The sequence below is a fragment of the Cetobacterium sp. ZOR0034 genome (assembly GCF_000799075.1).
Lineage (GTDB): Bacteria > Fusobacteriota > Fusobacteriia > Fusobacteriales > Fusobacteriaceae > Cetobacterium_A.
Genome location: NZ_JTLI01000023.1, coordinates 39,689 through 52,809, shown reverse-complemented (window position 1 = coordinate 52,809; position 13,121 = coordinate 39,689). Strand labels below are relative to the sequence as shown.

9 protein-coding genes, 1 tRNA gene and 1 riboswitch are annotated in these 13,121 nt (G+C 32.1%); all 10 genes read right to left on the bottom strand.

Annotated elements, in window-relative coordinates; genetic code table 11:
* Positions 1 to 2 precede the first annotated feature (2 nt).
* The 10 genes from L992_RS06195 to rpsP all read right to left on the bottom strand — a co-directional run bounded on the left by L992_RS06195 (position 3) and on the right by rpsP (position 13,116).
* A tRNA-Glu gene (locus L992_RS06195) sits at positions 3 to 74 on the bottom strand.
* Positions 75 to 144: 70 nt separating this feature from the next.
* Positions 145 to 501, bottom strand: coding sequence for an arsenate reductase family protein (locus L992_RS06190; protein WP_047382390.1), 357 nt, complete (start codon positions 499 to 501; stop codon positions 145 to 147).
* Positions 502 to 586: 85 nt separating this feature from the next.
* Entirely contained in the window at positions 587 to 1,741 is a 1,155-nt protein-coding gene (gene metK, locus L992_RS06185) for a methionine adenosyltransferase (protein ID WP_047382392.1), read from the bottom strand.
* An 81-nt stretch (positions 1,742 to 1,822) separates the two neighbouring features.
* A riboswitch (SAM riboswitch) is annotated at positions 1,823 to 1,910 on the bottom strand.
* Positions 1,911 to 1,971: 61 nt separating this feature from the next.
* A complete protein-coding gene (glyS, locus tag L992_RS06180; protein ID WP_047382393.1) occupies positions 1,972 to 4,047 on the bottom strand; it encodes a glycine--tRNA ligase subunit beta in 2,076 nt (691 codons plus the stop codon).
* Between the two features lie 25 nt (positions 4,048 to 4,072).
* Positions 4,073 to 4,945, bottom strand: a complete 873-nt coding sequence (gene glyQ, locus L992_RS06175) for a glycine--tRNA ligase subunit alpha (protein ID WP_047382395.1) — start codon at positions 4,943 to 4,945, stop codon at positions 4,073 to 4,075.
* Positions 4,946 to 4,956: 11 nt separating this feature from the next.
* Positions 4,957 to 5,415, bottom strand: coding sequence for a signal peptidase II (gene lspA / locus L992_RS06170; RefSeq protein ID WP_047382398.1), 459 nt, complete (start codon positions 5,413 to 5,415; stop codon positions 4,957 to 4,959).
* Between the two features lie 19 nt (positions 5,416 to 5,434).
* Positions 5,435 to 8,230: an isoleucine--tRNA ligase gene (gene ileS, locus L992_RS06165; RefSeq protein ID WP_047382400.1), complete on the bottom strand. Its 2,796-nt coding sequence runs from the start codon at positions 8,228 to 8,230 to the stop codon at positions 5,435 to 5,437.
* On the bottom strand, positions 8,230 to 10,569 hold the full coding sequence (locus tag L992_RS06160; protein ID WP_047382401.1) for an ATP-binding protein: 2,340 nt from the start codon (positions 10,567 to 10,569) through the stop codon (positions 8,230 to 8,232). The genes ileS and L992_RS06160 overlap by 1 nt, the downstream gene beginning before the upstream one ends.
* Positions 10,570 to 10,572: 3 nt before the next feature.
* Positions 10,573 to 12,738, bottom strand: coding sequence for a Tex family protein (locus L992_RS06155; RefSeq protein ID WP_047382403.1), 2,166 nt, complete (start codon positions 12,736 to 12,738; stop codon positions 10,573 to 10,575).
* Positions 12,739 to 12,852: 114 nt separating this feature from the next.
* The gene (rpsP, locus tag L992_RS06150) at positions 12,853 to 13,116 is read right to left on the bottom strand and encodes a 30S ribosomal protein S16 (RefSeq protein ID WP_023051405.1); all 264 of its coding nucleotides are present in this window, start codon (positions 13,114 to 13,116) and stop codon (positions 12,853 to 12,855) included.
* Positions 13,117 to 13,121: the final 5 nt, after the last annotated feature.

Below are 13,121 nucleotides of genomic sequence, written 5' to 3'. Positions count from 1 at the left end.
GGTACCCCGTAGGGGAATCGAACCCCTGTTTATAGAGTGAAAATCTATTGTCCTAACCACTGAACGAACGGGGCAACTTCCGCTCTCGCGTCGTTGCTACATAATAATAGTACCATCTTTTTTAAAAAATGTCAACAACTTTTTTTATTTTTTTAAAACTTCCCACTCTTTCTCTTTAAATCCTATTAAAACCTTATCGTTTCCAATAACTAGAGGTCTTTTTACTAACATTCCGTTTGTTGAAAGTATCTCTAAAAGTTCATCTTCATTATTTTCAGCAACTTTCTCTTTCAAATTCATCTCTCTATAAAGAATACCACTTGTATTGAAGAATTTTTTTACAGGTAATCCACTTAACTCTAACCATTTTTTCAATTCATCTTTTGTTGGGTTATTTTCTACAATATGTCTAGCCTCAAAATCTACTCCATTTTCCTCTAACCATTTTCTAGCTTTAACGCAAGTTGAGCATTTAGGGTAGTTTAAAAATAAATATCTCATAAGTATCCTCTCCTATTCTTTTTCATATAGCTTAACATTAAAAAAGAAAAAAGGGAAGCACATTCTTCCCTTTTTTTGTATACTATTATTTAGTTAAGGCTTTTTTTAACTCTTCAACTTTATTTACTCTTTCCCAAGGTAAATCTAAATCAGTTCTTCCGATATGTCCGAAAGCTGCTAAATCTTGGTAGTTAAAGTTTCCGCTTCTTAACTCTAAATCTCTTTCAATTCCTCTTGGTGTTAAATCAAATACATTTTGAACCGCTTCAGCTAATTTTATCTCTTCAACTTTTCCAGTTCCAAAAGTTTCAACTTTTACAGATGTAGGTTCTACTACTCCAATTGCATAAGAAAGTTGAACTTCACATTTGTCAGCTAAATCTGCCGCTACGATATTTTTTGCAACCCATCTAGCTGCATAGGCTGCTGATCTATCCACTTTTGAAGGATCTTTTCCAGAAAACGCTCCTCCACCATGTCTAAAGAATCCTCCGTAAGTATCTACGATTATTTTTCTTCCTGTTAATCCAGTATCTCCGTGTGGTCCTCCTATTACAAATCTTCCTGTTGGATTGATATGGTAATGCTTAACTTCTTCAGCATTTAAGTTGTACGCCTCTAATACTGGCTTTATTACTAACTCTTTTACATCGTGATGAATTTGCTCTTGAGTTACTTCTGGATTATGCTGAACTGAAACTACTACAGTGTCTACTCCTACAACAGCACCATTTTCATCATAAGCTAAAGTTACTTGTGATTTTGCATCTGGTCTAGCCCAAGCTAAATCCTTTGATCTTGTTAATCTTGTTAATTTTACGATAATCTCTCTTGCTAAAACTAAAGCTAATGGCATTAATTCTGGAGTTTCTTTTACTGCTCCTCCGAACATTATACCTTGATCTCCTGCTCCTCCAACATCTACTCCCATAGCGATATCAGGAGATTGCGAGTGAATTGCATTTAAAACTCCACAGTCAGAGTCAAATCCCATACCTTGCTTGTAACCAATTTCATCTATTTTATTTCTTACGATATCTTGAATATCGATATATGTTGTAGTTGTGATCTCTCCACCTACGATTACTTGACCAGTTGTACAGAATACTTCACAAGCAACTCTTGCTGCTGGATCATTTTTTATACATGCATCTAATACCGCATCCGATATTTGGTCTGCTATTTTGTCTGGATGTCCTGGTGATACACACTCTGAAGTAAAGTAAGTTAAATTTTTCATTTGTTCCTCCTAAGATTAATCAAAAGAGATAAAAAAAGCCTTTTATCTCTCCAGAAAGATAAAAGGCTAAATGCTCTTTATAGGTCATCTTTCTGGAATTAGCACCACACCTCTAAGGTAGGTTGCTGAAACGTCATAGGGCCAGTCCCTCAGTCTCTCTTGATGATTTTTTTGTTTTTGTTTTTTACTGCTAAATTATATCGTATTTGTATCTTTTAGTCAATACTTTTTTATTTTTTTTCTTCAATTAATGTTAAGTTTACCATCTTGTTGAATATTGTTGCAATATAATTAAGTTGAGAAAGTCTATTATTTTTTACAGCTTCATCTTTATCCATAACCATTATAGATTCGAAGTATCTATTGATGATATCTTCCGTTGACAGAATTACATTTAAGTATCCTATATAGTTTTTAGCCACTAGCATCTCTTCTGCATCTCTTGCAACTTCTTGTGATTTTTGGAACAACTCTTTCTCTATATCTTCAACTAAAAGATCAGAATTAACGATTACTCCTTCAAATCCTTTAGAGATATTTCCAACTCTTTTCATTAATGAAACTAAGTTATTGAAACTATCCATTTTTGTGAATTCATCTACAGCTTTTATTCTTAATAGAGTATCTACTAAATTATCAAAACTCTTATCTACAACTGCTGATACGATATCTTTTGAATATCCCATCTCAGTAAACACATTAAGTGCTCTTTGCTTGAAGAATTCCATAATTTCATTTATAACTTCAGCTTTATCTCTTTTTAAAACTGATGCAGCTTCTAAAGTATCTACCGCTCTTTCAACTAAAGCCTTTAAAGAGATATTTAAATTAGAATCTAAAATTATATTTACAATTCCTAATGCTGCTCTTCTTAAAGCAAATGGATCTTTAGAACCACTTGGGATAATTCCAACTCCGAAACATCCACAAAGAGTATCTACTCTATCAGATATTCCAGCCACTATTCCTTCAACACCTTTTGGTAATAAATCACCTTGATATCTTGGGTAGTAGTGTTCTTCGATTCCTTTAGCTACTAATTCAGACTCTCCAGATTTAAGTGCATAATCCGCTCCCATAAATCCTTGTAGTTTTGTAAACTCTTTTTCTCCAATCATATTAGATACTAAATCTGCTTTAGCTAAAAGAATTGTTCTTTCAATAGTTTCTCTTCTTGTTTCCATTCCGATAGCTTCTATTAAATAATCCGCAATTTTATTCGATCTCTCAATTTTGTTGTAAATTGTTCCTAAATCTTTTTGGAATACAACTTGCTTTAATTTTTCTACATTTTCAATTAAAGGTTTCTTTAAATCTTCGTGATAGAAGAATCTCGCATCAGCAAGTCTTGCTGATAAAACCTTCTCATTTCCTTTTCTTACATGCTCAGAATCCTCAATACCATTTCTAACAACAACGAACTTTGGTAATAATTTCCCTTCTAAATCCAAGATTGGGAAGTATCTTTGATGAACTTGCATAGATATTATTAGTACATCTTGAGGAACTTCTAAGAAGTCTGAGTTAAATGTTCCAACTATAGGGAATGGATATTCAACTAAGTTTGCAACCTCTTTTAATAGTTCTTCATCTATTAGAACTTGCTCTCCAGTTTCTTCACAATTCTCTTTTATAAGTTTTTTTATTAACTCTTTTCTCTCTTCAACATCTATAATAACGTTGTTTTCTTTAATTTTTTCGAAATACTCATCTATAGTTGAAATTTCGAAATTAGTTCCAAAGAATCTATGTCCTCTTGAAGAATTTCCACTTTTAATTCCCTCTATTTCAAAGTTTACTATCTCTTCATTTACTAAAGCTAAGAACCATTGAATTGGTCTAGCAAACTTTAATTTTTTCTCTCCCCATTTCATCGATTTTGGGAAATTAATCTCTAATACTAACTCTTTTAAAAGTTCTGAAAGAAGAGCCTTTGTAGATTCTCCTTTTAAGAATTTTCTTACAGCTATGTATTCACCTTTTGGAGTTTCAATAATCTCTAAATCAGTTGCTTCTACTCCTTGAGATTTAGCAAATCCTAATCCAGCTCTTGAAATCTCTCCATTTTCACCAAATGCAACTTGCTTTGCAGGACCCATATTTAAAATATCTAAATCCTCTTGAGTTTCAGCTAAACCTTCAACTAAAACAACAAGTCTTCTTGGTGTTCCAAAAGTTTTTATCTCTTCAAACTTTACTCTTTTATCATTTAATTTACCTTCTAAATTCTCTTTCATCTCTTTTAGAGTTTGAACAAGGAATCTTGCAGGTAGTTCTTCCATCCCTATTTCAAAAAGTAATCTCACTTTCTATTCCTCCTCTTTTTTCCTTTTACTTCTTTTTTAGTAAAGGATATCCTAGTTCTTTTCTATTTTGTACAAATACCTCTGCACATCTTTTAGCTAGGTTTCTAACTCTTAAAATATAAGCCATTCTCTCAGTTGTAGAGATTGCTCCTCTTGAGTCAAGAACGTTGAATGTGTGAGAACATTTTAAAACATAGTCATATGCCGGCATTACTAAGTTTTCATTTAGTGCTCTATCAGCTTCCTTCTCATAGTCATCAAACCATTTAAAATGATTTTCTAAATCTGCTACTTCAAATGAATATTTAGAGTTTTCATACTCATATTGGTATCTCATATCTCCATATTTGATTCCTGGAGCCCACTCTAAATCATAAACATTCTCTTTATTTTGAATGTATAGTGCTAATCTTTCTAGTCCATATGTTATCTCAACCGGAACAACATCTAACTCTAATCCTCCAACTTGTTGGAAATATGTGAATTGAGTTACTTCCATTCCATCTAACCATACTTCCCATCCTAATCCCCAAGCTCCTAAAGTTGGTGATTCCCAATCGTCTTCTACAAAACGTATATCATGCTTTAAAGGATCAATCCCTAAAACTTTTAACGATTCTAAGTATAACTCTTGAATATTATCTGGTGATGGTTTCATTATAACTTGGAATTGATGATGTTGATAAACCCTGTTTGGGTTCTCTCCATATCTTCCATCCTTTGGTCTTCTTGATGGCTCAACATATGCTATATTCCAAGGCTCTGGTCCTAAAGACATTAAAAATGTATTTGGGTTAAATGTTCCAGCTCCTGTTTCTATATCGTATGGATTTCCAATGATACACCCTTTTGAACTCCAATACTGTTGAAGAGCAAATATCATCTCTTGAAATGTCATTTCACTTCCTCCTAATTTCTCTTTTTGCTTTTACTTTCTAATAAGCTATCTATTATTATTAGAATAACTCCTATATTTATCCAAACATCCGCTAAATTGAATACAAATACCCATATTCCTCTAAAGTCGATCATATCAATAACAAAACCTCTACATATTCTATCGATTATATTACCAATTGCTCCACCTAAAATAAACGAGTACCCTAACTTTTCAACAACCGAAAACTTCTCTCTATTTTTGTAAAAATAAAACCCTAGTCCAAATATCACAACAACTGTAAGTATAGAGATTATATCTAATTTCCCTTGAAACATTCCAAAAGCTATCCCTCTATTTTTTACATATGTTAGATGGAAAAAGTTCCCAATTACGGGGAACGTTTCTCCTTCTATTAACCAAGTGTCTATTTCATATTTTGAGATTTGATCTAGAAAAACTAATACAAATATTATCCCTATATATAACACAGCTCACCTCTTTGAATAATTAATCAACTAGTGCCGATGTACATCTTGGACAGATTGTTTCGTGCTCAGGGTTAGTTCCTAACTCTGTTGAGTACTTCCAACATCTTTCACATTTTTCTCCATCTGCATGCTCTACTTTTACAAATAAAGCTTCTTGCTCCTCACCTTTTACGAATGAATCATCTTTTTCATTAGCAATTACTAATTGAGAAACTATGAATACCTCTTCTAAAATCTCTTTATTCTCTTGTAAGAACTTCTCTAAATCTGCATCTGCTGTATTTAATATAACTTTTGCATCTAAAGAGTTTCCTATTATTTTATTTTCACCTTGTCTTGCTAACTCTAAAGTTTTGTTTACATCTTTTCTAAGTTTAGCAATCTCTTCCCACTTCGTATCTAACTCATCATTTAAGTATTGATCGTTGTTTGCATACCAGTCAGTTAATAGTACTGACTCAGAATCTTTTAATGACTCTGGTAATGTTTCCCAGATCTCTTCTGCAGTGAATGATAGGATTGGTGCAACCATTTTAGTTAAAGTTACTAAAACTTCTGACATTACTGTTTGAGCTGCTCTTCTCTCTTTTGAATCCGCTTTCTCTGTATATAATCTATCTTTGATTATATCAAGGTAGAATGCTGACATATCGATTCCTGAGAAGTAGTGAATCTCTTGGAACAGATTGTAGAACTCATACTTTTCATATGACTCTGTTACTGTTCTCTTTAATCTCTCTAACTTATTTAATGCCCACTTATCGATTTCCATTAAATCCTCATATGCTACTGCATCTGTTGCTGGATTGAAATCTGCTGAGTTTCCTAAGATATATCTAGCTGTATTTCTTACTCTTCTGTAAGCTTCTGCCATTTGCTTTAAGATGTTATCAGAGATTTTTACATCTTCGCTGTAATCTACTGAAGCACACCATAATCTTAATATATCTGCTCCGTAAACTTTGATTACATCTTGAGGTGCAACAACGTTTCCTACAGATTTAGACATCTTTTTCCCTTCACCATCATTTACAAATCCGTGAGTTAATAACATCTTAAATGGAGCATCTCCTGTTGATCCAACAGATGTTAATAGAGATGTTTGGAACCATCCTCTATGTTGATCTGATCCCTCTAAGTATAGATCAGCTGGTCTATGAAGTCCCTCTCTAGTTTCTAATACAGATCTATGAGAAACACCTGAATCGAACCAAACGTCCATTATGTTTGTTTCTTTTCTTAACTCTAAACCTTTTAAGTTATATTTTACTAAAAGCTCTTCTCCGATTAACTCTTCTGCTGAGTATTTAACCCAAGCTGCAGATCCTTCAGTTTTTACTATTCCAATAACTCTATCTAAAATCTCTCTTTCGAAAATCTCTTTTCCAGTTACTTCATTATAGAATACAGGAATTGGTACTCCCCAAGTTCTTTGTCTCGAGATACACCAGTCAGGTCTTGTCTCTAACATTGAACCAATTCTATTTCTTCCCCATTCAGGAACAAACTTAACATCATCTAATGCTTTTAAAGCCTTTTCTCTTAAATCAGACCCTTCACATCTAATGAACCATTGCTCAGTTGCTCTAAATATTACTGGAGTTTTTGATCTCCAATCGTGTGGATAAGAGTGCTCAAACTCTTTGTAACTTAACAGATGTCCTGTTTCTGTTAAATGTTCAGCTATAACTTTGTTTGCTTTTTTATAGAATAATCCAGCAAATTGTCCAGCTTCTTCAGTTAAAACTCCTTTGTTATTGATTGGAGAGATAATTGGTAATCCGTATCTAACTCCTACAACATAGTCATCTTGACCGTGTCCTGGTGCTGTATGTACTACTCCTGTACCTGCTTCTGCAGTTACGTGAGTTCCTAAAACAACTTTTCCAGTTCTATCTAAGAATGGGTGCTTATAAGTTAAGTTTTCTAAGTCTGCTCCTACGAACTCTTTTACTAGCTCTACTTCTTTTACTCCCATATCAAGGAATGCTTTATCAGCTAAAACTTTTGCTAAGATTAAGTTTCCTTTTTCTGTTTTGTATATTCCGTACTCAAACTCTCCGTTTAATGCTATTCCAGTGTTCGCTGGTAAAGTCCATGGAGTTGTTGTCCAGATAACTAAATAAAGTGATTCAGTCATTCCTAACTTTTCCATAATCTCTTCGTTAGCTTCCATCTTTACGTAGATCGATGGAGAAACGTGATTTTTATACTCAATTTCTGCTTCCGCTAAAGCTGTTTCTGTAACTGGAGACCAGTAAATTGGCTTTAATCCTTTGAATATATATCCATTTTCATAAAGTTCTCCAAATACTTCTAATTGCTTTGCTTCATACTCTGGGTTTAAAGTTAGGTATGGATTATCCCATTCCCCTAAAATTCCTAATCTTTGGAATCCTTCTTTTTGAACTTCTACCCATTTCTTAGCGTACTCTGTACACTTCTCTCTAATTTCAAGAGGTGACATCTCTTTCATTTTAGCGCCTAACTCTTCACTAACTTTTAACTCGATTGGTAATCCATGAGTATCCCATCCAGGTACATAAGGTACTGAATATCCAGATAATCTTTTATACTTTAAAATAATATCTTTTAAGATTTTATTTAAAGCATGACCAATATGAATTCCACCGTTAGCGTATGGAGGTCCATCGTGAAGTATAAATGTTTTACTCCCCTTTTCTAATCCCTTTTCATAAATTTTTTGATCATCCCATTTTTTTAAGATGTTTGGTTCCTTCGTTGGTAAGTTCGCCCTCATTTGGAAACTTGTTTTCGGAAGGTTTAACGTTTTACCGTAATCTCTTTCTTCCATTAGACTTCCTCCTTATATGCATTTAATGTTATTTTTACTTCTGTACTATTCCCCTCTTCTGAGAAGTGTTTAATTACTCCACCATGATCTTTGATTATCTTATGAACAAAGAATAATCCAAGCCCTAATGTTTGAGGCGAATAACTTACAAATGGTTCATATATATCCTCTAATTGCTTAAATGACATTCCGTCCCCATTATCAATAATTTTCAACTCTATTTTTTCATTAATTCTTCTTTTCGATAGAATAATATCTATTCTTCTGTTGTTCTTTTTATTTAAAAGAGCATTACATGCGTTATCTATAAGCTCCTTAATAACTTTTTCAAGTTGTTTTCTGCTTCCTAATACACTACCTGTCGTAGCATTGAAAAACGAAACAGAGATATTTTCACTTTTAAATTTTTTACTATAATCTGCTATAGCTTCATTTATAACTTTATCTAAACAAACCCGCTCATATATAACTTCTTTCTCTTCAGAATAGAATTTCAAAGATTCATTATCCTCTTTAATTCTAGTTAAATATGGCTTTATTGTTGTTAATTCTTCTATTATTTTTTCATCTGGATTTTCAGAGTCTACACACTTTAAAAGTTTGTCTACAACCTCTCCACGTAATCTCAAAAATCTTGTAGCTAGCTTCTCAATTGTCATCACTCTTTGACTCTCTAAAGTATCTAACACGATTTCTTTATTATTAATTCCTATTGAGAAGTTCATCGAAAGTAGATTTAATAATTCTAACTCTTCTTGGTTTATACGAACATCTTTTGTATAGTTATCTACAAGAATAACTCCTGAAAACTTTCCAGCTCCATGAATTGGAAATATAAAGAAATTCTTTAAACCAACAGCTTTTAGAACATCATTACCTAAATCATACTTATATCCGTCATCATTTTTATATATAATTTTTTGTTCTCTAAAAGATTTCGCTAATAAACTTTCATTATTTATTGGAACTTTTGTAAATAGGATTAACTCTTTTAAATTTTTCAATTGGAATTTAAATCCTTTTCTACTTTCCTCTTTTAGGGTTCTATTGATAGATATTTCCTCTCCAATTAAATAGTCATTTTCTCTACTATATCTAAAGTACATAGCTCTACTATATCCAAGCCCTACTTCCGATGTAAATCCATTAACTAATTTTTTGATAGTTTTAAACGTATCTTGCTCTATATTCATTCCCATTAAAAGTTTATCTATAGCTTCAATTTTTTCAATATTTCTTACAAGCTCTTTATTTTGAAGAGTTAGATCCTCTTGTGCTACGTTCAACTTTTCGATCATCTCTTTAAAAGATATTGATAAAGTTCTTATCTCACCTTGTCCAACAACTTTTATGTCCTCAACTTTTTCTCCGTTTGAAATCTTATCAGCTAAGTCAGCTATTTGACTAAGGGGTAGCAATAATTTTCTAAATACTTTGCTCGAAACGGTTGAACTTATTATCATTATTAGTAAAACTAATATTCCTATATAGATAGCTGTCATAAGTTTTTCCTCAGTCAATTTTTCTTTTGAAAGGGATATAACAAAACTTCCTAAATAACTATCATTATAACCTATTAAATTATAAATTCCTACATAATATGATAAACCATTTATCTTTTTATTCAAATAATAATTTTTATAATCTTTTCTCAAAATCTCTCTATAAGTTCTGTGTGAAAAAAAGAATTTTGCTTGAAGTTCAGATTTATCAGAACTATTAGTCACAAAATAAATCTTATCTTTCGATCCTAATTCTAATCCTTCTGTTAACGAAGTTAAAAAATCCCTATTAATTGGAACTGAAACAACCAAGTAATATGTTATATCTTCAGTTCCATACGGGATTACTACTCTTCCATAGATTTTCCCTTGAACTTCTGCTAAATAATATCCTAATTCTTCAAACTCTTTCTTAGTTGATGTCTCAAGTAAGATATGAATATTATCCTCTGTTAGAGTCCCTAAGTTCCCTTTATTTCCATACTCTGCCAAAAGTTCTCCTTCAGAGGAGATTATAGTTATTACCGAATTATAATAATTTCTAAAATCCTCTTTCAGAAGGTTGTATTTCAACATCTCAGCAACTCTTTGGTTGCCTTCATTTATTCTATATTTTGCAATCTCTTTATAGACATCATTTCGAATCTCACCAAAATATGATTTATAGTTTCCCATAAGAAGATTCATTTTATTTTTAGTTGTATCCTCTACCCTTTGTTCCATGTCTTGAAAGGATGTTAATATTACAACTACAGCAATTAAAATTGAGGTTAAAAATATTGCTATATCATTGTAAAAAATTATTTTTATCAACAATGAATTTTTTTTTATTCTCATCCTCTAAATCCCCTTTTTAGTAAGTCCTACTCTTTCCCTCTCTCTATCAATATCTTTTATCTTAACTTTTATAATCTGTCCAACAGCAAGAACTTTGCTAGGATCATCTATAAACTTGTCTGATATTTCAGAAATATGAAGTAAAGCGTCATTTTTTAAACCTATATCTATAAAGGCACCAAATTTAACAACGTTTCTTACAGTTCCCTCTAATTCCATTCCTGGTTGAAGGTTGTCTATTTTTAAAATGTCTGATTTTAATATCGGTTTTTGAATACTATCTCTAGGGTCTCTTCTCTCTTTAACTAAGGCGTCAAAGATATCCTTTACAGTTTCATATCCATATCCATTTTCCTGTGCAAATTTTGCATAATCAAATCCTAATAAAATCTCCTTAGCTTTTGCTAAATCACTTTCATATTCATTTAAAGATAAATTTACACATTTCAATATTTGCTGAGCTATTCCGTATGATTCAGGATGTATTATTGTGTTATCTAAAGGATTTTCACCTTCAAGTATAATTAAGAATCCTGCCATCTGCTCATAAGCTTTCGCTCCTAATCCTTTAACTTTTAAAAGTTGTTTTCTATTTTTAAAGTTTCCATTTTCTCTTCTGAAATCCACTATGCTTTTCGCAACACTTTTTTTAACTCCAGATACATATGATAAAAGTGCCCACGAAGCTGTATTTACATTTACTCCAACATTATTTACAACAAGTTGAATAACTTCCTCTAACGATAAATCAAGTCTTTTTTGATTAACATCGTGCTGGTACATTCCAACTCCAATGGATTTTGGATCTATTTTAACCAACTCTGCTAACGGATCTTGAATTCTTCTTCCGATAGAGATTGCTCCTCTAACCGTTACATCTAAATCAGGAAACTCTTCAACTGCAATTTTTGAAGCCGAATATATCGAAGCACCCGCTTCGTTTCCAATTAAGTATTTCACATCAGAGTCTACAGTTTTTAAAACCTCTGCTACAAAGCTCTCTGTTTCTCTTGAAGCTGTTCCATTTCCTATAACAATGATATCGATATTATATTTTTTTATAAAATCTTTCATTTTTTTCTCTGCATCTTTAAGCTGATTCTCATGATGCATCTCTTTAACTAAATAGAAAACAGTATTCTCTCTAAAGAATCCATCCTTATCTATAATAGCTACCTTACATCCTGTTCTATACCCTGGATCTAAGGCCAATATATTCTTTTCATGTAGAGGTGGTTGCATTAAAAGGTTTTTTAAATTTTCTTTAAATACCAATATCGCTTCATCCTCTGCTTTTTCAGTTAATATATTTCTAACTTCTCTTTCAATAGAAGGTAAAATTAGTCTATCTAAAGCATCTATTACAATCTCTTTATGAAGACCATTCAACTCTTTATTTTTGAAATCTTTTAATAGGTATCTTTCAACGCTCTCTCTATCTTTCTCTTCAAAATTTAAAGAAACCGCTAATATACCTTCATTTTCTCCTCTATTTAAAGCTAAAACTCTATGAGATAAGGCCTTACTTACAGGTTCTGTATACTCGTAGTAATCTTTGTATATCTGTTTTGCATCTAACTCTTCAGCTTTTTTAGTTTTTTTAGCAACTATCAAAGCTTTTTTTAGCATATCCTCTCTTAATCTCTCTCTATACTCCAAAGTTTCAGATAGATTTTGAGCGACAATCAATTTTGCTCCCTCAATAGCTTTTTCTATACTTTCAACCTCTTCTGTTATATAAGCCTGACTTTCCTGCTCAAGCTCATTCAACGAATTTAGTGTATAAATTTTTTCAGATAAAGGTTCTAATCCTTGCTCTTTTGCTACGTCTGCTTTTGTTTTTCTTTTCTTTTTGTAAGGGAAATAAATATCCTCTACTGTTTGAAGTTTTTCTGCTGAATTTATCTGTAACTTCAGTTCATCAGTTAACTTCCCTTGCTCTTCAATTAATCTGATAACCTCTTCTTTTCTTATTTCTAAGTTTCTAAGATAAGTTATCGACTCAGATATTTTTAAAATATTTGTTTCATCTAAATTTCCAGTAACTTCTTTTCTATATCTTGCAATAAACGGAACTGTTGCTCCCTCATCTAAAAGTTTTACCGTATTAGTGATCTGCTCAACATTTAATCCTGTTTCCTTTGCAATTCTATTAAAGAGTGTATCCATTAATCCATCTCCTTTTCATAGTTGAATTTACCTTGTATTATACCATATTTTAATAATCAATGTCTAACACAAACAGAAAAAAAGGTGCCTTTTCAGGCACCTAAATTTATGCAATTAGTTTTTCTTTGCAGCTTCGAACTTTGCCCAAACTCCAGCTTTGTCTAATAAAGACTTAACTGTTCTTGTAGGTTGTGCTCCGTTCATAAGGAACTTAACGATTTCCTCTTCTTTAAGAGTTACTTTTCCTTCTTCTAATGGATAGTAGTTTCCTAAGTAAGCTACTGCCTTTCCATCTCTTCTTGATAAAGCTTCCATTGCAGCTATTCTGTATACAGGTCTCTTTTTGCTTCCCATTCTAGTTAATCTTAATTTTAACATTTAAA